We start from the raw sequence: 24179 nt of genomic DNA on the forward strand, positions 1-24179 counted from the left end.
GCGGGGCTCAGGGTGCCAGACATCATTTCGTATATAACTCGAAGACGAGGACTCGAACAAAGTGGAAAACATTCAGAAAAAGCTGCGGGAAGAGGCAGGCAGGCTCCTGGAGGAGAAGAAGGTGGATGTCATCGTCGGCTACGAAGCGGGAACACTGCCCGCAACGGCGACCCCCTGCTTCATCACCCTCCCGGAAGAAGCCCAGAAGCTGGTGTGGAACTCCTTCTGCACCCAGAACCTCGCCAAGTTCGTCCACGACCTGATCTCCCAGCACCGCAACGCACAGAAGCGGGTCAAGCCGGAGGACCGCAAGAAAAAGGTCGTCGGTGTCGTGGCCCGGGGGTGTACGACCCGGTCGATCGTTCTGTGTCTTCAGGAAAGGCAGTATGAACGGGACGAGGTCGTGATCCTTGGCGTGCCCTGCACAGGTTATATCGAGCGCAAGAAATTTTCCGCCGCCCTGGGAGGGGAAGAGGTCCTCGATGCGGCGGTGTCGGGTGACTCCATCACCGTGAAAACCGCCGCCGGCGATAAGAAACTGGCCCTGAAGGACGCCCTGGCGGACTGCTGCCTCACCTGCCGCTTCAACAATCCGGTGATCTCGGACGTGATGCTGGGAGAGAAGGCCCCGCCTATGGATGCAGACCGGGAATACGACGAGGTGACGGCCTTCGAAAACCTGCCGATCGAGGAGCGCTGGGCCTATTTCACGAAGGAAATGGCCAAGTGCATCCGCTGCTATGCATGCCGCCAGGCCTGTCCTTCCTGCTACTGCGCCATCTGTTTCCAGGACCAGAGCCAGCCGCAGTGGGTCGGCATCGGCGAGGACGCCACCGACACCCAGGTCTTCCAGTTCATGCGCCTCTTTCACATGGTGGGGCGCTGTGTGGACTGCGGCTCCTGTGTGTCCGTCTGCCCCATGGGGGTGGACCTGAGAAAGTTCCTCAAGAAGCTCGACAAGGACTGCCTGGAGATGTTCAACAACCGGGCCGGCTCCTCGATGGAGGATGTCCCGCCGCTGTCGGCCTACAGCGAAAACGACAAGGACGATTTTATCTTCAACCCGTAGAGAAATGAGCAAGGTACTGGTCAAATCCTTCGGGTGCTGGCCGCTGACCGAAGATAGCGAGACGAACGGAGAGGACATGAAGACATTTCTCGATGAAGTGAACGAAAGAATAAACGGCGTTCCGATCCAGCGATGCTACCACTGCCGGAAATGCACCGCCGGCTGCCCCCTGGCCTCCGTCATGGAATACAATCCCAACAAGATCATCAAGATGATCCAGCTGGGGATGAGGGACAAGGTGCTGGGCAGCTCCACCATCTGGCTGTGCGCCTCCTGCGAGACCTGCATCACCCGCTGCCCGAACGAGGTGGACATTGCCCGCATGATGGACGCCCTCCGCGAGATGGCCATCGTCTCCGGCGTCGGAGCCCGGGAGAAGAACGTTCTCCATTTCCACGAGGCCTTCCTGGCGAACATCCGTTCCAATGGCCGCATCAACGAGACGATGATGACAGTCAACTACAAGCTCAAGTCGGGAGATCTCTTCTCGGATGCCGCGATGGGGTTGAGCATGTTCATGAAAGGGAAGCTCGCCCTCATTTCTCCCAAGACAAAGGATATCCAGTCCGTGCGGGGCATCTTCGACAAGACGAAGAATGCCTGATGCAACAGTCCACCTGAAGGAGGCACGCGTTGAAAGTTCAATATTATCCGGGATGTTCCCTCCATGGGACGGCGAAGGAATATGACCAGTCCGTCAAGGCGGTCAGTCGGGCTCTCGGGATCGAGCTAAAGGAAGTGGAGGACTGGTCCTGCTGCGGGGCGACATCGGCCCACGCCACGAATTTCAGGCTGTCCGTGGCTCTTCCCGCCCGGAACCTGGCGGCTGCCGAAAAGTCGGACCTGAAGGACGTCATGGTCCCCTGCGCCGCCTGCTTCAACCGCTTCAAATCGGCACAGCACCACCTGGGGCACGATGCCGCTCTGAAGACGGACATCGAGAAGATCCTGGGGCGGAAAGTCGAGGGGACGGTCTCCGTTCGCAACCCCATCGATATCTTCTGCAAGGACATCGGGCTGGACACCCTGGAAGGCAAGGTTACCCGGAAACTCACCGGCCTGAAGCCCGTTTCCTATTACGGCTGCCTCCTGCTGCGACCGCCGGAGGTCTGCCAGTTTGATGATTACGAAAACCCGGTGCTTCTGGACAAACTGCTCGGGGCGATGGGAGCCGACGTGCGTCCCTGGTCCTACAAGACCGACTGCTGCGGCGGCAGCCTGACCATCAGCAGGACGGACATCGTGATCAAGATGGTGGACAAACTGGTCTCCATGGCCCGGGAGGCGGGGGCCAACTGCATCGTGACCGCCTGTCCGGTCTGCATGGCCAACGTGGACATGAGGGCCAGCGAGAATGTCCGCCTGCCCGTCTTCTATTTCACGGAACTGGTGGCCCTGGCCATGGGGCTCCAGGGGCCTGCGTCCTGGTTCAAGCTCCACAACGTGGACCCGACCCCCCTGGTGAGCGGTCTGGGCCTCCTGTAGCGATAAGACCCTTTCGGACGGCCGCCGCGAACCGGCGGTGACAAACATCTTTCAGACAGAAGAAAAAGGGACGTTATGGAAAAACGGTTGATCAAGAAGGACGCCCTCGGGGGCATCATCAGGAAGATCGGTGAGGACGGACCCGTGTTCGCGCCGGTGAAAGTGGAGGACAACGTCCTCTTCAAGCTGCTGGAAAAAGGGGACGAGCCCCTCACATCCTTCTCCAACAGCAAAAACGCACCGAAAAACTTCTTTTTCCCGCGGACGGAAGTGATGATGCGCTACACGAGGACGCCGAAGGGAACGGAGTTTGCGAGCCTGGAAGCGGAAAGCGGACAGGCGGTACTCTTCGGTGTGCGCCCCTGCGACGCCCGGAGCTTTGCCCTCCTGGACATGCTCTTCGATCAGGAAAAATACAGGGATCCCTTCTGGATCGACAAGCGGAACAAGACGACCATCGTGGCCATGGCCTGCAGCCGTCCTCCCTACACGACCTGCTTCTGCACGTCCGTGGGGGGACACCCGGTTTCATCCGAGGGGGCCGACGTCCTCCTGACGGACCTGGGAGATCAGTTCCTGGCGGAATTCGTGACCGAAAAGGGGTCGAAACTCCTGAAGTATTTCGGTGATGTCCAGGCCGACGAAGGGGCGGCGAAGAAGAAGGAAGAGATCGCCGCGCAGGCCGAGCAGGCCATTTCGTCGAAGATCCCCGCGAAGGAGATCAAGCCGATCCTGGATGTGAACTTCGAGCATCCCTTCTGGAACACGATCCACCAGAAATGCCTTGCCTGCGGGACCTGTACGTACCTGTGCCCCACATGCCATTGCTTCGACATCAGCGACGAAATGAAGTACGGCGACGGCCGGCGCCTGCGGAACTGGGACTCCTGCATGTACTGGCTGTTTACGAAGGAGACGTCAGGGCACAACCCGAGGATGACCCAGAAGGAGCGCTGGCGCCAGCGGACGATGCACAAGTTCAAGTATTATGTGGACAATTTCGATGCCATCGCCTGCGTGGGCTGCGGGCGTTGCGTGATGTACTGCCCCGTCAACATCGACATCCGGAAAATCGTCGAGGATATTTCGAAACTATAATTTCGGGAGAGCGCAATGCAGAATCCATATGTACCCTACCCCGTGGAAGTGATCAAGATCGTCACCGAGGTGGACACCAAGGACATCAAGACCTTCCGCTTCGCCTTCCTCAATAAGGAGGACGAGGAAAAGTTCCGGTACACCCCCGGCCAGTTCGGGGAGCTGTCCATCTTCGGCAAGGGCGAGTCCCCCATCGGAATCGCGTCATCTCCCACCCAGCAGGGATACGTCGAATTCACGGTTCAGAAGGCCGGCGTCGTCACGTCGGCCCTCCACGAAATGGAGGAAGGAACCCGGATGGGGCTCCGCGGGCCCCTGGGCAACTCCTGGCCCATCGAATTCCTGGAGGGCAAGAACATCGTCATCGTGGGCGGCGGATTCGCCTTCACGACGTTGCGCTCCCTGATCAATTACATGATCCACGGGGACAACCGGAAGCGCTTCGGCAAGATCACCGTCGTCTATGGCGCCCGCAACCCGGGACTTCTCATCTACAAGGATGAGTTGGAAGCCTGGTCCAAGAGGGACGATATCGACCTGAACGTGACCGTCGACAAGGGAGACGCTGGCTGGAAGGGGCGGGAGGGATTCGTTCCCACGGTCTGCAAGGAGGTGGCGCCCAGTTCGGAGAACGCCGTGACGGTCATCTGCGGTCCGCCGGTCATGATCCGCTTCACCCTGCCGGTCTTCTTCGATCTTGGGTTCTCCAAGGAGAACATCATCACGTCCCTCGAAATGAGGATGAAGTGCGGCATCGGGAAGTGCGGTCGCTGCAACGTCGGCAGCAAGTACGTCTGCAAGGACGGCCCCGTGTTCACCCTGGCGGAGCTGGACAAGCTGACGAAAGAATACTGAAGCGGCGGGCCTTTCGAAAAACGTCGGCTGTATTCCAAAGCCGCAAAGGGAGTCGACTCCGGGGAGCTTCAGGGCTCCCCTTTTTATGTCAGGGGGGATATGACTTTGTACACGGTGGTGGAAGCGCGGCAATTGTCCGAGGCGGTCTTCCGGATGGAGATTCTGGCACCGGAGATTGCCCGGAAAAGAAAAGCCGGTCAGTTCGTGATCCTCAAGATCGACGAGAGGGGAGAGCGCATCCCGCTGACCATTGTCGAGTCGGACGCAGGCCGGGGTACGATTACGATCATTTACCAGGTCGTGGGGAAGACGACGGCGGCCATGTCCGCCCTGAAGGCGGGGGATGCCTTCCAGGATGTTCAGGGTCCCCTGGGAAATCCAACGGACATTGAGATCTTCGGCCATGTCGTCTGCGTCGGCGGAGGCGTCGGCGTCGGGGTTATCTACCCCATCACGAAGGCCCTCAAGGAAAAGGGGAACCGGGTGACCTCCATCATCGGTGCCCGGACGAAGGACCTGATCATTCTCGAAGAGGAAATGCGCGCCGCCAGCGACGAACTCGTGGTCTGCACGGATGACGGGAGCTATGGATTCCATGGATTCGTCAGCACCGTCCTGCAGCAGATCATCGACCGCGGCGAAAAGGTCGACCATGTCTTCGCCATCGGACCGGTGCCCATGATGAGGGTGGTGGCAAATCTGACACGGCCTTACGCCATTCCGACGACCGTCAGCCTGAACCCGATCATGGTGGACGCCACCGGGATGTGTGGTGCCTGCCGGGTGGAAGTCGGCGGGAAGACGAAATTCACCTGCGTTGATGGACCGGAGTTTGACGGGCACCAGGTGAACTTCGACCTTCTTGCCAGCCGGCTCAGGATGTACTGCGAAGAGGAAAAGCAGTCCTACGAAAAGCACAGGTGCGGGTCGCATGGAAACTGAACCGAAAAAGGAAAAGAAGGAGAAGATCCCCCGGCAGGCGATGCCGGAGCAGGCCCCGGCGGACCGGATCAGGAACTTCGACGAGGTTCCTCTCGGATATGATACCGAGACGGCGATTCTCGAGGCGAAGCGCTGCATCCAGTGCAAGAAGCCCGGGTGCATCGAGGGATGTCCCGTCGACGTCCGGATTCCCGAGTTCATCAAGCGGATCGCCGATGGGGATTTCCTGGGCGCCGCCCGCACGCTGAAGGAAACGAACAGCCTGCCCGCCGTCTGCGGGCGGGTCTGCCCGCAGGAAGACCAGTGCGAGAAGTTCTGCATCCTCGGGAAGAAGGGCGAGCCGGTGGCCATCGGCCGCCTCGAGCGGTTCGCGGCGGACTACGAACGGAACACGGGCCAGGTGGCTGCCCCGGAAAAGCCGGCTTCGAACGGCAGGAAGATCGCCGTTGTGGGAGCGGGTCCGTCCGGACTGACCATCGCCGGAGACCTGGTGAAACTGGGCTACGAGGTCACCATTTATGAGGCCCTCCACAAGGCGGGCGGCGTCCTGGTGTATGGGATTCCCGAGTTCCGGCTGCCCAAGGCCATCGTGGAGGCGGAGGTGGACTACCTTCGCAGCCTGGGAGTCAAGATCGTCCTGAATGCTCTGGTCGGACGGATCAAGACGGTGGACGAACTTTTCGAAGAGGGCTATGACGCCGTCTATCTTGCAGTGGGTGCCGGCGCCCCTGTCTTCATGAACATTCCCGGGGAGAACCTGAGCGGCATCTACTCGGCCAACGAGTACCTGACCCGGTCGAACCTCATGAAGGCTTACCGGTTTCCCGAGTACGACACCCCCATCGTCCGAGGGAAGAACGTGGCTGTCATCGGCGGGGGCAACGTGGCCATGGATTCCGTGAGAACGGCCCTGCGCCTGGGGGCGGAGAATGCCTACATTATCTACCGGCGGAGCGAGGCGGAGATGCCCGCCCGGATCGAAGAAGTTCACCACGCCAAGGAAGAGGGCGTACAGTTCAAACTGCTGACGAATCCGGTCGAATATATCGGCGACAAGGACGGATGGGTGACGGGGATCCGTTGCCTGCGCATGGAACTGGGTGAACCGGATGCCTCGGGGAGGAGAAGTCCAGTTCCTGTCCCGGGTTCTGAATTCGTCATCGACGTCGATACGGTGGTCGTGGCCGTGGGGACCATGGCCAATCCCATCGTTCCCTCCACAACCCCGGGTCTCGAGACGAACCGCTGGGGCTATATTATCACGAGGGGGGAGTCCGGGGAGACGACGCGAAAGGGCGTCTATGCCGGCGGAGACATCGTTACCGGCTCGGCCACGGTCATCCTGGCCATGGGGGCGGGTCGGAAAGCGGCCCAGGCCATCGACGCCTATCTCTCTGGGAAATAGAAGTTCCGAGGGGAGAATTCGTCCCGGTTCGGGAAGGCGATTCCCGGAGCCGATGGAACGGGAAGCCATCCCGCGAAAAGACGGAACCCCGGGACAGCGGAAAGAAATAAAAAAAGCGCCTCACATCGAGGCGCTTTTTTGTTGCGTTGATTTCTGCCGGATCAGTGATGCTCTTCCATGGCCCCTGCAATGTACATCATGGAAAGAAGCATGAATACGAGGGTCTGGATGAAGGAGATCAGAACCTTCAGGATGTAGATGGGCAGCGGGATCAGGAGTGGAACGAGGATCAACAGAACGATGATCACGATGTGCCCGCCTTCGATGTTCCCGAAGAGCCGCACCGACAGGGACAGGGGACGGGACAGGTGGCTGATGATCTCGATGGGCAGCATCAGGGGGATGAGCCACCAGACCGGTCCGAGGAACTGTTTGAAGTACTTGAGGCCCTGGATCTGGACGCCCACCACGTGAGTCAACACGAATACGATGAGCGCCATGGCGATGGTCATGTTCAAGCTTGATGTCGGAGAGACGAATCCGGGGACAAGACCGAGGAGGTTGGAAACCAGAATGAAGAGTCCCAGCGTCGCGATCAGCGGGAAGAATTTTTTGCCCTGTTCCCCCATGGTATCGACGAGCAGCGAGTTGAGGGCTCCCACGACGACCTCCATGACGTTCTGGAAACGCCCCGGATAAACCGACATTCTACGGGTGGCCAGAAAACCGCAGAGAGCCAGAAGCGCCATAATCAGCCACGTATGCGTGACATGGTCGGCAACGCCGGGAATGTGAACAAACAGAAATTCGCCGTGCATGTTCTATAAAACCTCCTCAACGCAATTTTTTTTTGAGAATACCAGAACCGCCGTCAGCACGATGTTCATCACCACCACGGAAAGACCGACAAGCAGGCCGATGATATCCACAAGGGACTGGCTGATCAGGATGTAAAGCACCACGGCCGTAACGGCGAGGCGCAGGTAGTATTTCAAGAGCAGGGCGGACTTGGCTTTCCCGGAGAGGTTGGAGAATATCTTCCGCAGGTCCCGGTCGAGCCAGTGGAAATTGACGATGCTGATGAAACCGCCCAGAAGGATTCCATAGGTGAACGGTGCGGACATCAGCAAAACACTGATGATCAGACAAACCGCCAGCACGAGCCAGTTTGTGATTTCAAGTCTTGCCTGGAGGGGGTCTTTTTCGATGCGGTTCACTTTTAATGTATCGGATGACGGGTTCCTCATCCGTCGCGCTTCTCTGGATCATCAGGTAGATGTTCCGGAATCCGACGATCACGCCGACCGCCAGAAACAGGAACATGAAGTAATGATTATCCGTTCCCAGTTTCCGGTCCAGCCAGGCTCCGAAATAGAGCCCACCGAAAATGGTCAATACCATCGCGATTCCGATGGTGCTTGCGTATGCCAACTGGATCAGGGACTGCCTGTCTGATTTGTCCCATTTCATCGCGCCCCCTATCATGGCCACCGGCGAATGTCAACGAAAATAAGGTCGAGAAATTATACTGTTATTTCGGGTCGATAGGTATCGAAAATGGCACGTCGGGAAGCCTCCCGGCGGCTCGTTTCGTCTTGCCTGCAACACTTCTCTATGATATTGACGGTTTCGAGTCAATGCGCGGCAAAAAAGAAAAAACCTGGTGCAAACAGGGTCCGTTGCGGGAGGTGAACGGGAATGACTCTTCTCATTGGCGGCGCCGTTGCCACGGTCTGCGGTCTCATCGGGATCATGTTCTGGGGGCACCAGTTTCTCGTCATTGTCCAGGGCGGGCTGCCCGTTGTTCTGATCATGGGCGGCATTCTTGCCATGTATGTCGGATTCGACGATATTCAGGACAAGATCCGGGAGGATCGCCACAAGAACGAAGAAAAGCTGGACAAGGCCCGGGAAGAGATCGAGCTCGCCAAGGCCAGGGCCGAGCAGTACAGGGAAGAAGTGGAGCGGCTGCGCCGCGAGGTCAGCCAGCAGAATCAATCCCGGACGGATAATAATGCTTGACAGGTAACGGTCGATCCCATAGGAGTGAAAACCTATTTTTTGTTTTGAGGAACCAGACGTGATTTCGGACACCACATTCCGAGCATCCATGAAAACCCTTCTCGCCCAGCCTTATATGTATTGATGCCTGCTTCCTGCCGCTGCCCGGTGGGAAAGCAGGCTTCTCCCAGCTTTATCGTCCGTCCCTTTCACCCTACAAATTCATAACCCGAAGCGGGAAATTGCGGTTTCATGATGTTTTACAGCATCCAGGCCCGATATTATTTCTGTTCCACGTGTTACGCCTACCGGCGGCCTGCCTGTCCGACCGTCGAGCGAACAGGCAGGCCTTCCATGAGTGGAAACGGCGGCTGCGGCACGGATCCCCGGAATCCGGAAACCATGCCGGCCGGCTGACATGACGACCATTCTTCATTACCAGGAGGGAGAGAAATCATGAAAAGAATCATCCGGATCGCATTGGCAGTCCTCTTGCTGGGGGTGTTCTCCGGCCTGACCACCGCCTGGGCGGGGCCGACCCAGTTGACCTACAGCATCTTTTTCCCGCCGAATCACGGCCAGAAAGTGGCTGCCGACGCATGGGCCAAGGAAGTGGAAAAGCGGACCCAGGGGCAGGTGAAAATCCAGGTCTTCGCCGGAGGATCCCTTACCCAGGCGGATCAGTGCTACGATGGCGTCGTAAAGGGAATCTCCGACATGTGCATGTCCGCGTTCGCATACACCCGCGGCCGTTTTCCCGTCATGGAGGCGCTGGATCTTCCTCTCGGGTACCCGAACGGCCGGACCGCGACCAGGGTGGCCAACGAGTTCTATCAGAAACTGAAGCCCCGGGAACTGAATCAGGTCAAGGTTCTCTATCTGCATGCTCACGGACCGGGGCTCCTGCATACCGTAAAGCCGGTACGGAAACTGGAAGACCTGAGGGGTATGAAGATCCGTTCGACGGGTCTCAGCGCGAAGGTCATCAAAGCCCTGGGAGCCGTTCCGGTTGCCATGCCCCAGGGGTCGACCTATGAATCCCTGCAGAAGGGGGTTGTGGAAGGGACGATCGGTCCCATTGAGGTTCTCAAGGGATGGAAGCAGGCGGAGGTGATCAAGAATACGACGGAATGCCGTGATATCGGCTACACCACGGCGATGTTCGTTGTCATGAACCTAAAAAAATGGAACTCCCTGCCTCCGAATGTCCGTAAGGCCATGGAGGATGTGAGCACCGAATGGATTGACGTACACGGCAAGGCCTGGGACGACCTCGATGCCGAGGGGAGGGCATACAGCCTCAAGCTTGGCAATAAAATCCTCCCGCTTTCGAAGGCCGAGAGTCTTCGCTGGAGGAAGGCCGTTGATCCCGTGATCGACGAATACGTAAATACCGTGAAGGCGAGCGGGGTGTCCGGGAAATCAGTGGTCCAGGAAGCCGAACTCCTGATTGGGAAGTCGGGTCGTCCAGCCAAGAAGAAGTAGTAGCGGACCGCCCGGAGACGTGCAGCAGAGGGGAGCACCATGCCCTGGAAACGGAGATACCTGAAGACAATCGGGTTTGCGAACGGCATTGCCTGCGCGGGCATTGTGGCCATGATGTTCCTGACCTGCGCGGATGTCATCCTGCGCCTGGCCCGGTATCCCATTCCCGGGACGTATGAAATCGTGGGTTTTCTGGGAACGGTCGTCACGGCGTTTGCCCTGGGGCAGACATCCATCGAGCGGGGACATATTGCCGTGGAGTTTCTGACCTCCAGGCTGCCGGTCCGATGGCAGCTCTACATCGACGGCCTGGAGGCCGTGGCCGGCGCATTGCTGTTCGGTATCCTGGCCTGGCAGAGCGCTGTCTACGCACGGGACCTGCAGGCCAGCGGCGAGGTGTCCCTGACCCTGGCCATGCCGATTTCGCCGTTTGCCTGGGGAATCGCCGTCGGCTGTGCTCTCCTCTGCTGTGTCCTCATTGTTGACCTGGTTCGTTTTGCCAGGAGGGTCTGGTTTTCGTGACGCCCATCACTACCGGTTTTGCCGGCTTTATTTTGCTCATCCTGCTGATGTTCCTGCGGATCCCCGTCGGGTTCACGATGGCCATCGTGGGATTCCTCGGCTTCGGGGTCCTCGTCTCCTGGGATGCGGCCCTGCATCTCATGGCCCGGGATGTCTTTTCCGTCTTCAGTTCCTACAACCTCACGGTCATTCCTCTGTTCGTGCTCATGGGCCAGGTGGCCTTCCACTCTGGGATCAGCGGGCGCCTGTTCAATTCCGCCCACAAGTTCTTCGGACATCTGCGGGGCGGCCTGGCGATCGCCACCATCGGCGCCTGCGCCGCCTTTTCGGCCATTTGCGGTTCCACGAGCGCCACGGCGGCCACCATGTCGTCCGTAGCCTTGCCGGAGATGAAAAAGCGGGGCTACGACCCGGCCCTGGCAACGGGTGTGGTTGCGGCGGGAGGGAGCCTCGGCATCCTGATCCCGCCCAGCACGATCTTCATCGTCTATGGGATCATGACGGAGCAATCCATCGGGAAGCTCTTTCTGGCGGGCGTCCTGCCGGGGATCCTGCTTGCGCTTTTCTTTGTTCTCGTCGTCGTAATCTGGACCACACTCCGTCCGGATCTATGCCGGAAGGACGTCCGGGCTCCCTGGAGCGAGAAGATTTCCTCGCTGGCCGGTGTGATCGAGACGCTGGCCCTGTTTGTGATGGTCATGGGAGGGCTGTTCATCGGCATCTTCACTCCCACGGAAGCGGCCGGCATCGGTTCTCTGGGCACGATCCTCATCGCCCTGGTGGGGAGAAACATCACCTGGCGGAAATTCGTCCTGTCCCTCCAGGAGACGGCAAGGATCTCCTGCATGATTATGGTCATCGTGGCGGGGGCCACGGTCTTCGGCCATTTCCTGGCCGTGACGACCATTCCCTCCGAGGTGGGCGGCTGGGTGGCGGGTCTGGACCTTCCGCCGCCCCTGATCATCGGCCTCATCATCCTGACGTATCTCCTGCTGGGGTGCCTGATGGACTCCCTGGCCATGATCATGCTCACGATCCCGATCTTCTTCCCCGTGGTTACCACCCTGGGTTATGATCCGGTCTGGTTCGGCGTTGTCATCGTTCTGGTCACGGGCATGGGCGTCATCACGCCACCGGTCGGCATCAACGTTTACGTCGTGGCCGGTGTGGCCAAGGATGTGCCGCTCCAGGTCATCTTCAGCGGAGCAACGAAACTCCTCCTGGCGCAGCTGGTGATGGCTCTCCTGTTGATCTTGTTTCCAGCCATCGCCCTGTGGCTGCCGGGTTTCGTTCAATGACCCAAAAAACGGGGGAGCCCTTTCAGGCCCCCCCGTGTATTCTCCCGCTGCTTTCCTGCCGGCAGGGAGGTTGATTCCCCATGCCGGCTCAGAAGGTCTTTTTCTTGATCAGGCCCCGTTCCCGACCCGCCTTTTCCAGTTCTTCCCGGAATTTCGGATGGGCGATCTTGATCAGTTCCTCCGCCCGCTCCGGTTCCGTCCGGCCGTAAAGGTCCGCTGCCCCGTATTCTGTGACGATGAATCCCGCGTAATGACGGGGCACTGTGACCCTGGAACCCCACGAGATATAGGGGACAATTCTGGAGACCGTGTCATTCAGCGTAGTCGACGGCACCAGATTGATGGCCCGGCCGCCCTTGGACCAGAAGGAGCCGATGACGAAGTCCAACTGGCCGCCTGAACCAGTCCGCATCAAATTTCCGACGGACTCGGAGACGATCTGCCCCGTCAGGTCTACTTCGATGGAGCCATTGATGGCCACCACGTTCTCCTCCTGGGCAAGGGTCGGGATGTAGTTCGCGTAGATGGTCGGGCGGTATTCCACCATGGGGTTGTTGGCCAGGAAGTCGTAGAGTTCCTTGTCCCCCATGGTGAAGGCCAGGATGATCTTGCCGTTGTTCACTTTCTTGTACTTGCAGGTAACGACCCCCTTCTCGACCAGTTTGTGGGTTCCCGCCGGGGCCATCTCTGTGTGGATGCCCATGTCCTTGAGCCCCGAGTGCTCCAGGAGCTTGCTGATCATGGCCGGAACGGCGCCGATGCCCACCTGGATGCAGTCCCGATCCCGAAGGAGCTTCACGACGTTTTCCGCCATCTTGATTTCCACATCCGAAGGCGGAGGGGTGGGGACGGCAATGACCGGGTTGGGATTTTCAACGAAGGCGGTGAAGCGGGAGACGTGGAAGTTTGTCTGTCCGTAGGTCCGGGGCATGTTCTCGTTCACCTCGGCGATGATCCAGTCCGACTGATCCATGATCTGCTCTGTGTAGAACGTATCCAGCCCGAGGTTCACGTAGCCGTGCTCGTCCGGGGGCGTGACCTGCATGACGATGCCTCCGCGGCGGGGATAGGTCCGCTGGCGGTGCAAGTTTTTGATGGAGATATCCGAGCTCTGGGCGGGCCAGAAGTTGGACCATTCCGTCTTGGCAAGCTCCTGGAGATGCGGCGTGCTGTAGAATCCGCAGACCAGCTTGAAGGCATCCCGGTATTCCGGCTTGAAGAGTTTGTAGGGTCGGAGAACGAGAGCGAAACAGTACTCCACGTCCTTGAGTTCGTCCTTACGGTCTGCGATGGCGTCCATGATCAGCATGGACGGCTGTCCCAGAAGCAAAGGGGTCCAAAAACGGTCGCCTGATTGAACGATCTTAGCTGCGTCCTGTGCCGACATCAGCCTGCTGTTGTAAACATCCTTCCAGCTCATGCGATCCCTCCTTAATCCGTTCCGATGGTGAATGGATTGGTCGACATTGATTGAGTGGACGTTTCCCCCTTGTGTCGGTCAGCTGGCTCCATGCAAGATCTCTGGCTTCTTCACCTCCTTCCCGATTGTGCTTGAATCCTGCAGACTTATTGTTCCTGGACGACTCTCGAAAGAAGAAATTGCAGAACGCAATTCATGATTCTCATAGCACAGGATACCTCCGGCTGTCCAATCGAAGCCTGCGATGATTCAACCTTCTGCGGACTTCCATTCATCCCCGTTTTGTAATACGGATACACGTCGCTCATTCATTCATCGGGAGGAATCGTATGAAATTCTTTTTTGAACCCCGGGGAATCGCCGTTGTGGGGGCCACCCCGAACCCCTCGAAGGGAGGAAACGCCATCCTGAAGAACCTGATCACGGGTTATCGGGGAGTAATTTGCCCGGTTAACCCGAAGTACTCAGAAATCGAGGGGATCCCTTGCGTTCCTTCCCTTCGGGAGGTTCCCGATGCCGTGGATCTGGCGATTTTGTTTGTTCCGGCCCCGCAGGTTCTCACGGCTCTGGACGAGTGTGCCGGCAGGGGAATCCGGGGTGTGATCGTCGAGTCCGGGGGATTCGCCGAGACGGGCCCGGAAGGCCGGAACTTGCAGGACCGGATGGTCGCCAGGGGACGGGAACTGGGGATCCGGATCTGGGGCCCCAACTGCATGGGCCTTGTCGATGCCGTTCGAAGCCATGTGTTTTCCTTTATGGATCCCAACGCCCTCCTCCGGGGCCTGGTTCCGGGGGACGTGTCCCTGGTCGTTCAGAGCGGTCTTCTCTCGGCGGGATTCCTGGTGGACCTCATGACCCACGGAGTGATGGGCATCAGCAAGGCATGCTCCATCGGAAACAAGGCCGACGTGGACGAAAACGACCTGCTGGAGTACCTGGCCGGGGATCCGGACACGAGGGTGATCGGCCTGTACCTGGAATCCTTCCGGGACGGCCGCCGGTTCCTGGAGCTTTGCCGCTCATGCTCCAAACCGGTCGTCGTGTTGAAGGGCGGGAGGAGCAGTCGGGGCGCAAAGGCCGCCATGAGCCATACCGCCTCCCTGGCGGGAAACCATGCCGTCATCTCCGGTGCCCTGGCCCAGGCTGGAGTTACCGAGGCAAGGGACTTCAAGCAATGGATGGATCTCTGCCGGTCTCTGGCCGCCGCTCCATCGGCGGCTTCCGGGAAGGGGAGGATCGCCGTTCTCACCTTCAGCGGTGGAGCGGGGATCATGGCGGCGGATTTCTTCGAGGACGTGGGGCTGGAAGTAGCCGACCTGTCCGAAGAGACCACCACCGCCGTGCAGGAGCTTTTCCCTTCCTGGATGCCCGTCGCCAATCCGGTGGATGTCTGGCCCGCCATGGAAAAGAACATGGGGACCGGCGTGGATGTATACGGCACGGCCCTGCGGTCCATCCTGGCGGATCCGGGGGTGGACGGTGTCCTGCTTCTGGCTTTCGTCGGCAATTTTCGCATCACCATGGATCTGGAAGACTTGGCCGCCCAGTCGCGGAAGGCGGGGAAGCCCGTGTTTCTATGGCTCCTGGGAACGCGAGACAAGGTCTCCGAGTTTCAGCAGCAGGCCCGCTCCTTCGGCGTGCTGGCGTTTCAGGAGCTGTATCGCGCCGTGGAATGCCTCGAAGCCGTTTTGAGGAGGCGGCCCGCCGGGGAAGCGATATCGCCGAAGCATCCGCTGCCGTCACCGGGACGGATCGCACCGGAAATCGAGATGTTGATTCGAAACGCCCGGGGAGCCCTGGATGAGGAGGTGTCCAAACGGATTCTCCGTTCCCGGGGGATTCCAACCGTGGAAGAGACGAGGGTCGCAAGCGAGGAGGCCTGTCTGAAGGAAGCGGATCGGATCGGCTATCCCGTGGTGCTCAAAGGCCTGCAGCCCGGCCTTGTGCACAAGAGCGAAGCCGGGCTGGTGCGCCTGAACATCAAGGATGCGCAGGGACTCCGTGAGGCATACGGCATGATCCGGAACGGCCTGTCGGATGACGGGGAGGTCCTGGTCCAGCGGCAGGTACGGGGGGAGGGGGAACTGATCGCGGGACTGGTCCGGGATTCCCAGTTCGGTCCCTGCGTCCTGATCGGCCTCGGCGGAACGCTGACGGAGGTCCTCCGGGACACCGCCTTCGCCGTGGCTCCGCTCGGCATGGACGAGGCGCTCAGGCTCATCGGGCGCATCCGGGGACAGGCCCTTCTCAACGGCTATCGCGGCGCCCCGCCGGTTGACCGGGAGCATCTGGCCAGGGTACTGATCGCCCTGGGAGACCTCGGGCTGGCGGTTCCGCGGATCCGGGAGATCGATATCAATCCGCTCCTCGTCACGCGGGATGGACTCTGTGCCGTGGATGCCACGATCATCCTGGACGGGAGCGAAAAGCCGGGAAAGGCGGCGTCGTAACGCCGGTTGTTCCGGCTCACTTGATCTTCTCGATATCCCTGTCCCTCCCGACCACGACCAGGGCCTCGCCGTCCTTGAGCACGTAACCGGCGGTGGGGACCATGGAAATCCGGTCCGTGAGGACGTCCCGCACCGCGATGACCTCGATGTTGTACCGGCCGCGGAGCTGCAGCTCACCGATGGATTTCCCGAGAAAGCCGGACGGGGGGGCGATCTCGGAGATCATGTAATCGTCCGAGAGGGGAATGTAATCCAGAACGTTCGGGTACCGGAGGCTTCTGGCCAGTTTGGCGGCCATGACCTTTTCCGGGATGATCGCCTCGGTGGCACCCACACGTTCCAGGATCAGCTTGTGGTCCTCGCTGACGGCCTTGGTGATGATGGTCTTCACGCCCAGCTGCTTCAGGTGCAGCGTGATGAGCGTGCTGGCGGCCAGGTCTTCTCCGAAGGACACGATCACCAGATCGTCTTCCTGGATCCCGATCATGTCCATGATATCCCGGTCCGTCCCGTCGGCGAGCACGGCCTTCGTGGCATAGTCACGGATCCGCTGGACGGCGTCCTTGCTTTTGTCGACGGCGATGACCTCGAAGCCGTGCTCGAATAGCTCCTTCGCGATGTTGAAGCCGAAAATGCCCAGCCCGATCACGATGACCCGTTTCATCGAGACACCTCCTTATCCAACCATGACGGATTCTTCCGCATAGGTCACTCCCCGTTTCGTCCGGCTCCAGGAGAAGGCCAGGGTGAGGGGCCCCAGCCGGCCGGCAAACATCATGAAGACAATGGCCAGTTTCTGAAGGTCGCTCAGCTTCGACGTGATGCCCATGGACAGCCCCACGGTCCCGAATGCGGAGACGGTTTCAAAACTGTATTCGACAAAGAAATGGCGGGTCAGTGCGGGGTCCTGTCCCGGATTGGACCCCACCAGCAGGAGAAACGAGGTAATGAGGCAGACCGAGAAAGCCGAGGCGAAAATGATCAGGATTGTCTTGGTGAGGATCTCCGCCGGCATGGTCCGGTTGTAGATGCTGACCGCATCGAATCCCTTCATCCGGTTCCAGATCATGAGCATCAGCAGGGCGAAGCTGGTGGTCTTGACCCCTCCGCCGGTCGATCCCGGGGATGCCCCGATGAACATCAGGATCATCATGACGAGAATCGTTCCGTTGGTCAGTTGACCGATATCCACCGTGTTGAATCCCGCCGTCCGGGTCGTCACGGACTGGAAAACGGCGACCAGGAACTGCTCGTCCACCGGCATGCCCTTCAGTACGTGGCTGAATTCGAAGAGGTAGAAAAACAGGGCCCCGGCGACGATCAGGATGGAGGTCGTCAACAGGACGATCCGGGTGTGCACCGACAGGCGCTGCTGCCGCCCCCGGAATTTCGTGAAGATCTCGTACTGGACGATGAATCCGATCCCGCCCAGGACGATGAGGGCCATGACGGTGGCATTCACCAGCCAGTCCCCCTGGTACCGGACAAGGCTGTCCGTGAACAGGGTGTAGCCGCAGTTGTTGAAGGCCGATACGGCGTGGTAGATCGCCGAGTAGGCCGCCTGCCCGGCGGGCTGTTCCCGGATGAAGCGGAGAAAGAGCAGCACCGCTCCGGCGCTCTCGATCACGAGGGTGTACAGAAGGACCCACTTCGCAATCATCAGGAAATCGCGGCGCGGCGTGTGGAGAAAGGTGGACTGGATGATTTCCCGCCCCTTGAAGGGGACTCCCAGGCCCACGATACCGAGAAGAACGGTGGAGAACGTGATGATGCCCAGCCCTCCGAGCTGAAAGAGGACCAGCGTCACGATCTGGCCGGTCAGAGAGAGATCCCGTCCGATGTCGACGGTGGCCAGCCCCGTGACGCAGACGGCGGAAGCCGACATGAACAGGGCATCGACGAAAGAGAGCGGGGTCTTCGCGGCGCAGACGGGGTGCCACAGGAACAGTGCGCCCGCCAGGATCAGAAGCGCAAAGCTCAGGATGAACAGCCTTGCCGATGACAGGAGCCTGGAGAGAAACAGTGCCGGCCTGAAGGACATGGCTGTAGATCCCTTCGGGAATCAGGAACCTGCCTCGAGGACGTCCTTTTCACCCCGGAAGGCAAGGATCGTGAGCAGGACGGCTCCCACCGTAATGGCGGAATCGGCCACATTGAAGGCAGGCCAGTGCGCCGATCCGATATAGAAATCCAGGAAGTCGATGACCTCCCCGAAGCGGACCCGGTCGGCCAGGTTGCCCAGTGCCCCGGACAGGATGAGGACCAGGGGGATTCTCCAGGATGCCTGGATGAACCGGTCCTTGAAGAGGGAGTACAGGATCAGGCCGATGGCGAGGAGGGTCACCGCGATGAAGAAAGTGAGACGGACCAGCGGCGACGCCCCGGCCAGGAAACCGAAGGCCGCCCCGGGGTTGCGAACGTAGGTGATGCTGAACAGGCCGGGAATGACCTGGATGGACTCGTGAAGGTTCATGGCGGTGGTCACCCATGCCTTGGTGACCTGGTCGGCCAGTACCACCAGAATCACGATCGCCAGAAGAGGCGCCTGTTTCCTTAGAGTCGTCATGTCCGTTGCCTTCGGCCTGCGGGGAAACGTTCCCGGATCCCTTGAGAGACCGTTCCGTTTCTACGGCAGGTTGCTCAGGCAGCGATCACACAGGTCAGGGTGAGCGGCGGCCGTTCCCACCGTGTCGCTGTAGTTCCAGCAGCGCTGGCATTTGTTTCCCGTAGCACGGACCACGCCAACCGCCAGCCCCTCGATTTCCTGGCTTTCGTAAGGGTTCTCAAGGGCGTTCCGCTCGCTCAGCTCGATCTGGGAGACAATTAGGAGCGCCCGCAGATCCTCCAGGTGCGACGCCAGGAGGGACCGGTGTCCTTCCGGAGGAGCAATCCGGACCCGGGCATCGAGGGAGTGGCCGATCGTTTTTTCCTTTCTGGCCAGCTCCAGGGCCTTGGCGATTTCGCCCTTCAGGGTGATCAAGGCTTTCCACTGCTCTCCGAGCTCCGCTTTCAGGAGCGCCGGGTCGGCCTTCGGGAAATCCGTCAGGTGGACGCTGGCGGCCTTTCCGTCCCAGGCCGGCAGGGCGGACCAGATCTCTTCCGCAGTGAACGTCATGATCGGAGCCAGCAGGCGGGCCATGGCGTCAAGAATGATCGTGACGGCCGTCTGGGCGGAGCGGCGCTCCCGGGACGCCGCCCTGGATGTGTAGAAGCGGTCCTTCAGGACATCCAGGTACAGGGCACTCAAGTCCACCGTACAGAAGTTGTGCAGGGTGTAAAAGGCGACGTGGAACTGGAAGTTTTCGTATGCGTCCACGACCCTCTGTGTGATCTCCTGGAGGCGATGGAGGGCCCAGCGGTCCATTTCCTCCATGTCGTCGTAAGCGACCGAATCTTTCCGGCGGTCGAAATCGTAAAGGTTTCCGAGGATGAACCGGCTCGTGTTGCGGATACGCCGGTAGGCCTCGACGAGGCGCTTGAGAATCTCTTCAGAGATCCGGATATCCACCGTGTAGTCCTCGGCGGCCACCCACAGGCGGAGGATTTCGGCGCCGTATTTGTCGATGATGTCCTGGGGATCCACGACGTTGCCGACGGACTTGGACATTTTCTTACCCTCTCCGTCGACGACGAATCCATGGGTCAGGACGTTCCGGTAGGGAGCCCGGTTCCTGCTTCCGACGGATTCCAGCAGGGACGAGTGGAACCAGCCCCGGTGCTGGTCGCTTCCTTCCAGGTACATGTCCGCGGGGGAGTGAAGGTTCGACCATGTTTCCAGAACCGCGGCATGGCTGACTCCGGAGTCGAACCAGACATCCAGGATGTTGGTCTCCTTGCGGAATTCGGTTCCCTGGCAGTGGGGGCAGACCGTCCCGGACGGCATCAGATCCTTGGCCTCCCGCTCGTACCAGACGTCCGCCCCGTATTGGCGGACGAGGGAGACAACGTGATCCAGCATCTCCTTCGTCAGGAATTCATTCTGGCACGCCGTGCAGTAGAAAATTGTGATCGGCACTCCCCACAGGCGCTGGCGGGAGATGCACCAGTCCGGGCGGTTCTCGACCATGCCGTAGATCCGGTCCCGTCCCCAGGAGGGGATCCAGCGCACTGTGTCGATGGCTTCCAGGGTTTTCTTCCGCAGGTCGTTGCGCTCCATGGAGATGAACCACTGCTCCGTGGACCGGAAGATGATGGGCTGTTTGCAGCGCCAGCAGTGGGGATAGGAATGCTCGATGTCCACCAGGCCGAGGAGGGCGCCCTTCTCCCGCAGCTTCTCGTTGACCGGGCCGTTGGCGTCGAAGACGAACTGGCCGGCAAAGTCTGCCACGTCGGGGGTAAACTTGCCGTCCTCGTCCACGGGGGCATAGTTGTCCAGCCCGTATTCCATTCCGATCTCATAGTCTTCCTGTCCGTGTCCCGGGGCGATGTGGACGCATCCGGTCCCCGCTTCCAGGGTAACGAAGGGGGCGAGGATGAGAAGGCTCTCGCGATCGATGAGAGGATGGCGGCACTTGAGCCCTTCCATTTCCCGGCCGGGAAACTCGTCCAGGATCTCATAGGGCTTTCCCTTCCAGCCGAAAGCATCCAGGCAGTAGTCCAGGAGGTCTTTGGCCAGGATCAGGACTTCATTCTCGATCTTGACCGCAACGTAGAGGAACTCTTCGTGAAAGGCGATGGCCAGGTTGGCGGGAATCGTCCAGGGAGTGGTCGTCCAGATAACAACACTGACCTTTTCGCCCTTCAGGGCGGGCCGAACCGCGCTGATGTCGGAAATCATGGGGAACTTTACATAGATGGAGGGCGTTGTATGGTCGCCGTACTCCACTTCGGCCTCGGCGAGTGCCGTTTTGCAGGAAGCGCACCAGTAAACCGGTTTCTTTCCCTTGTAGACGCTTCCGCCCAGCCAGAGCTTCCCGAATTCGGCAACCGTTATGGCTTCGTAGTCATAGGTCATGGTCAGGTAGGGATTCGGCCAATCGCCGAAGACCCCTAGCCGCTTGAACTGCTGCCGCTGGATGTCCACGAACTTCTCTGCATAGGCCCGGCAGAATCTCCGTTTGTCCGCCTGGGACATTTCGTAGCGCTTCTCACCCAGTTCCTTGTCGACCTGGTGTTCGATGGGCAGACCGTGACAGTCCCAGCCGGGTACGTAAATGCTGTCGAATCCCGACATGTTCCTTGACTTGATGACCATGTCCTTGATGATCTTGTTGAGCGCGGTTCCAAGATGGATGTTCCCGTTCGCATAGGGAGGCCCGTCGTGGAGGATGTATGCCGGCCGTCCCTTGGAGACATCGCGGATTTTGCCGTAGATATCCGCTTCGTCCCAGGCACGCAGCATTTCAGGTTCCCGCTGCGCCAGGTTGGCCTTCATCGGGAAATCCGTCTTCGGTAGGTTCAGGCTGCCCTTGTAGTCCATCATCTGCTCCTGTTTCAGGGTTTTATGTCCGATGACGCCTACCACAGAAAGGTATGGATTTTCAAGAATAAGAAAGGGCCCCCGGCGGTCGGCCGGGAGCCCTTCAGAGGGAACGGTTCGGTTTGCTGCAGATTTCTTACATGCCCATGCCGGGATATCCTCCGCCGGGCATGGGGGGCATTCCCGCACCCTTCTCTTCCGGCTTGTCCGCGATCATGCACTGGGTCGTCAGCATCAGGGACGCCACGGAGGCGGCATTCTGGAGGGCGAAACGGGTGACCTTGGTGGGATCGATGACGCCGGCCTGGATCATGTCCTCGAATTTTTCGTTGGCCGCGTTGAACCCGAAGGCTCCCTTCTTTTCCTTGACCTTTTCCACCACGATGGAGCCTTCCCACCCGGCATTGGAGGCAATCATCTTGAGAGGCTCCTCCAGGGACTTCTTGACAATGTTGATGCCGATCTGCTGGTCCCCGGTAAGTTTCAGCTTGTCCAAGGCCTGGACGCAGCGGACATAAGCCACACCGCCTCCGGGGACGATGCCTTCCTCAACCGCCGCACGGGTCGCGTTCAGGGCGTCTTCGACGCGGGCCTTCTTTTCCTTCATTTCGGTCTCCGTGGCGGCGCCTACGCGGATCACGGCCACCCCGCCGACGAGCTTCGCCAGGCGTTCCTGGAGTTTTTCGCGGTCGTAATCGGAAGTGGTTTCTTCAACCTGTGCGCGGATCTGTTTCACCCGACCCTCGAGGGACTTGCGGTCTCCCGCCCCATCGATGACCGTTGTGTTGTCCTTGTCGATGATGATCTTCTTGGCCCGTCCGAGGTCCTCAACCCGGGCGTTCTCAAGCTTGGAGCCGAGGTCTTCGGAGAGCATCTTTCCACCGGTGAGGATGGCGATGTCTTCGAGCATGGCCTTTCGCCGGTCGCCGAAGCCTGGTGCCTTGACTGCGGCCACATGGAGGGTTCCGCGGATCTTGTTCACCACCAGTGTAGCCAGTGCTTCGCCCTCAATATCCTCGGCGATGATCAGGAGGGGTCGTCCCATCTTGGCGATCTGTTCGAGGATGGGGAGTAGGTCCTTCATGCCGCTGATCTTCTTCTCGTTGATGAGGATGAAGGCATCTTCGAGGACCACTTCCATTTTTTCGGGATTGGTTACGAAATAGGGGGAGATATAGCCGCGGTCGAACTGCATGCCTTCCACGATCTCCAACTCCGTCTCAAGACCTTTCGCCTCTTCCACGGTGATAACACCTTCCTTGCCGACCTTGCTCATGGCCTCGGCAATGATGTTTCCGATCCCCGCATCGTTATTGGCGGAGATCGTTCCCACCTGGGCGATTTCCTTTTGATCTTTCGTGGGTTTGCTGAGTTTCTTCAGTTCGCCGACCACGGTTTCCACGGCCTTGTCGATTCCCCGCTTGAGGTCCATCGGATTGCTTCCGGCGGCTACGGTTTTTGCGCCTTCACGGTAAATGGCCTGAGCCAGGATGGTGGCGGTCGTCGTCCCGTCTCCGGCAACGTCGCTGGTCTTGCTGGCAACCTCGCGGACCATCTGGGCGCCCATGTTCTCGAATTTGTCTTCCAACTCGATTTCCTTGGCTACGGTAACGCCGTCCTTTGTCACGGTTGGGGCACCGAATGATTTATCCAGAATTACGTTTCTTCCCTTGGGTCCCAGTGTGACCTTTACGGCATCGGCCAGGGTATTGACACCCTTGAGGATCGACTTCCTGGCCTCCTCGTCGTACTGTAAAACTTTTGATCCCATTCTATCCTCCTCCTTCTGACCTTTATTTACTTTTCAATGACTCCCAGAATGTCATCCTCTCGCATAATGAGGTATTCCTTGCCTTCCACCTTGACTTCCGTACCGGCGTACTTGCTGAAGAGGATTCGGTCACCGGCCTTGACATCCAGCTTGATCAGCTTTCCATCCTCCGCGGTGCGGCCTTTTCCCACGGCTACGACCTTGCCTTCCATCGGCTTTTCTTTGGCGGTGTCGGGGATGATGATGCCTCCCTTGGTCTTCTGCTCCTCGTCCACCCTCTCGACGATGACCCGATCTTGAAGCGGCCTGATCTTCATTCTCCAACCTCTCCTTTCTTTGGTTAATCTCTTATTTTTACAAGAATTTCTGACAGGATGTAGTAATTCGCGGATATATTAAACATCAATTTTCCCCTGTCAAGTCAGGTGGGCAAGTTTTTCCCGTGTCGGCGCGGAAATATGGCTTGACATTTTTGTCAACGGGGGCTAGGAATGTGGCACTCGGCCGCGAAGCTTCACCAGATAAGGATTGGCGGCGCTTCGACGGGACGGGAAAATCCTTCAAGGAGGTAGATGATGAGGAAAAAAAGGATGGTGTATGCAGCTGCTGGTTTGTTGATCGTGTTGCTGTGGGCTCCGTTGGCCATGGCGGCGGAAGCGGCGGCTCCGGGAGCGGCGGTGAACTACACGAAGGCCATCATTATCGGTTGCAGCGTGCTGGCGGCCGGCCTTGGTGTTGGAATCGCGGCAAACGGAACCGGAACCGGTATGGGACATGGTCTTGGCGGAGCCACGAGCGCCGTTGGTCGTAACCCCGAAGCCCAGGGCAAGATCCTCCTCACCATGATGGTTGGTCTGGCCATGATCGAATCGCTGGCTATTTACGCCCTGGTTATCGCGCTGATTCTGCTTTATGCGAATCCGCTGCTGAAGCTCATTGCATAGAGCAAGAGCGATCCT

General features: G+C 59.3%; 23 protein-coding genes. 13 read left to right on the forward strand and 10 right to left on the reverse strand.

Annotation, left to right across the window (positions count from 1 at the left end; all coding sequences use genetic code 11):
* Nucleotides 1-61: 61 nt before the first annotated feature.
* The 7 genes from PLO63_09195 (at nt 62) to gltA (ending at nt 6854) form a co-directional block, all read left to right on the forward strand.
* Complete coding sequence (locus tag PLO63_09195) at nt 62-1069, forward strand: 4Fe-4S dicluster domain-containing protein (protein ID HOI74308.1); 1008 nt, start codon at nt 62-64, stop codon at nt 1067-1069.
* A gap of 76 nt (nt 1070-1145) precedes the next feature.
* Nucleotides 1146-1673, forward strand: a complete 528-nt coding sequence (locus PLO63_09200; protein ID HOI74309.1) for a 4Fe-4S dicluster domain-containing protein — start codon at nt 1146-1148, stop codon at nt 1671-1673.
* A 29-nt stretch (nt 1674-1702) separates the two neighbouring features.
* Entirely contained in the window at nt 1703-2554 is an 852-nt protein-coding gene (locus PLO63_09205) for a CoB--CoM heterodisulfide reductase iron-sulfur subunit B family protein (protein ID HOI74310.1), read from the forward strand.
* A 75-nt stretch (nt 2555-2629) separates the two neighbouring features.
* Complete coding sequence (locus PLO63_09210; GenBank protein ID HOI74311.1) at nt 2630-3652, forward strand: 4Fe-4S dicluster domain-containing protein; 1023 nt, start codon at nt 2630-2632, stop codon at nt 3650-3652.
* Nucleotides 3653-3667: 15 nt separating this feature from the next.
* Entirely contained in the window at nt 3668-4507 is an 840-nt protein-coding gene (locus PLO63_09215) for an FAD/NAD(P)-binding protein (GenBank protein ID HOI74312.1), read from the forward strand.
* A 99-nt stretch (nt 4508-4606) separates the two neighbouring features.
* Nucleotides 4607-5449 carry a sulfide/dihydroorotate dehydrogenase-like FAD/NAD-binding protein gene (locus PLO63_09220; GenBank protein ID HOI74313.1) on the forward strand — a complete coding sequence of 281 codons (843 nt, stop codon included), beginning with the start codon at nt 4607-4609 and terminating at the stop codon, nt 5447-5449.
* On the forward strand, nt 5439-6854 hold the full coding sequence (gene gltA, locus PLO63_09225; GenBank protein ID HOI74314.1) for an NADPH-dependent glutamate synthase: 1416 nt from the start codon (nt 5439-5441) through the stop codon (nt 6852-6854). Before PLO63_09220 ends, gltA begins: the two co-directional genes overlap by 11 nt.
* Before the next feature lie 161 nt (nt 6855-7015).
* Here gltA and atpB read toward each other — a convergent pair whose 3' ends face one another.
* From atpB to PLO63_09240, 3 genes are read right to left on the reverse strand one after another with little or no spacing between them, the layout of a single operon-like run.
* Nucleotides 7016-7672 carry a F0F1 ATP synthase subunit A gene (atpB, locus tag PLO63_09230; GenBank protein ID HOI74315.1) on the reverse strand — a complete coding sequence of 219 codons (657 nt, stop codon included), beginning with the start codon at nt 7670-7672 and terminating at the stop codon, nt 7016-7018.
* A gap of 3 nt (nt 7673-7675) precedes the next feature.
* Entirely contained in the window at nt 7676-8071 is a 396-nt protein-coding gene (locus PLO63_09235; protein ID HOI74316.1) for an ATP synthase subunit I, read from the reverse strand.
* Complete coding sequence (locus PLO63_09240) at nt 8031-8324, reverse strand: AtpZ/AtpI family protein (protein HOI74317.1); 294 nt, start codon at nt 8322-8324, stop codon at nt 8031-8033. Before PLO63_09240 ends, PLO63_09235 begins: the two co-directional genes overlap by 41 nt.
* Before the next feature lie 228 nt (nt 8325-8552).
* On the opposite strand from PLO63_09240, the gene PLO63_09245 reads away from it, so the two are divergent.
* From PLO63_09245 to PLO63_09260, 4 genes are all read left to right on the forward strand, one after another.
* On the forward strand, nt 8553-8876 hold the full coding sequence (locus PLO63_09245; protein HOI74318.1) for a hypothetical protein: 324 nt from the start codon (nt 8553-8555) through the stop codon (nt 8874-8876).
* Nucleotides 8877-9311: 435 nt separating this feature from the next.
* Complete coding sequence (locus PLO63_09250; GenBank protein ID HOI74319.1) at nt 9312-10340, forward strand: TRAP transporter substrate-binding protein; 1029 nt, start codon at nt 9312-9314, stop codon at nt 10338-10340.
* Nucleotides 10341-10379: 39 nt separating this feature from the next.
* A complete protein-coding gene (locus tag PLO63_09255) occupies nt 10380-10862 on the forward strand; it encodes a TRAP transporter small permease (GenBank protein ID HOI74320.1) in 483 nt (160 codons plus the stop codon).
* Entirely contained in the window at nt 10859-12160 is a 1302-nt protein-coding gene (locus tag PLO63_09260; GenBank protein ID HOI74321.1) for a TRAP transporter large permease, read from the forward strand. Before PLO63_09255 ends, PLO63_09260 begins: the two co-directional genes overlap by 4 nt.
* A gap of 88 nt (nt 12161-12248) precedes the next feature.
* Here the strand turns inward: PLO63_09260 and PLO63_09265 are convergent, their stop codons facing one another.
* Nucleotides 12249-13580, reverse strand: a complete 1332-nt coding sequence (locus tag PLO63_09265) for an acetyl-CoA hydrolase/transferase C-terminal domain-containing protein (GenBank protein ID HOI74322.1) — start codon at nt 13578-13580, stop codon at nt 12249-12251.
* A 329-nt stretch (nt 13581-13909) separates the two neighbouring features.
* Between PLO63_09265 and PLO63_09270 the strand changes: the two genes are divergently transcribed.
* On the forward strand, nt 13910-16030 hold the full coding sequence (locus tag PLO63_09270; GenBank protein HOI74323.1) for an acetate--CoA ligase family protein: 2121 nt from the start codon (nt 13910-13912) through the stop codon (nt 16028-16030).
* Nucleotides 16031-16046: 16 nt separating this feature from the next.
* Here the strand turns inward: PLO63_09270 and PLO63_09275 are convergent, their stop codons facing one another.
* The 6 genes from PLO63_09275 to groES form a co-directional block, all read right to left on the reverse strand.
* Nucleotides 16047-16694 carry a TrkA family potassium uptake protein gene (locus PLO63_09275; GenBank protein HOI74324.1) on the reverse strand — a complete coding sequence of 216 codons (648 nt, stop codon included), beginning with the start codon at nt 16692-16694 and terminating at the stop codon, nt 16047-16049.
* Between the two features lie 12 nt (nt 16695-16706).
* Entirely contained in the window at nt 16707-18071 is a 1365-nt protein-coding gene (locus PLO63_09280; GenBank protein HOI74325.1) for a potassium transporter TrkG, read from the reverse strand.
* Between the two features lie 21 nt (nt 18072-18092).
* On the reverse strand, nt 18093-18596 hold the full coding sequence (gene lspA / locus PLO63_09285; GenBank protein HOI74326.1) for a signal peptidase II: 504 nt from the start codon (nt 18594-18596) through the stop codon (nt 18093-18095).
* 60 nt (nt 18597-18656) lie between these two features.
* On the reverse strand, nt 18657-21452 hold the full coding sequence (gene ileS / locus PLO63_09290; protein ID HOI74327.1) for an isoleucine--tRNA ligase: 2796 nt from the start codon (nt 21450-21452) through the stop codon (nt 18657-18659).
* 133 nt (nt 21453-21585) lie between these two features.
* Nucleotides 21586-23220 (reverse strand): chaperonin GroEL, encoded by a 1635-nt coding sequence (gene groL / locus PLO63_09295; GenBank protein ID HOI74328.1) that lies wholly within the window; start codon nt 23218-23220, stop codon nt 21586-21588.
* 26 nt (nt 23221-23246) lie between these two features.
* Nucleotides 23247-23537: a co-chaperone GroES gene (groES, locus tag PLO63_09300; protein ID HOI74329.1), complete on the reverse strand. Its 291-nt coding sequence runs from the start codon at nt 23535-23537 to the stop codon at nt 23247-23249.
* A gap of 255 nt (nt 23538-23792) precedes the next feature.
* On the opposite strand from groES, the gene atpE reads away from it, so the two are divergent.
* Complete coding sequence (gene atpE, locus PLO63_09305) at nt 23793-24164, forward strand: ATP synthase F0 subunit C (GenBank protein HOI74330.1); 372 nt, start codon at nt 23793-23795, stop codon at nt 24162-24164.
* The last annotated feature ends 15 nt before the right edge of the window (nt 24165-24179 follow it).

Source organism: Syntrophales bacterium, from assembly GCA_035363115.1.
GTDB lineage: Bacteria > Desulfobacterota > Syntrophia > Syntrophales > PHBD01 > PHBD01.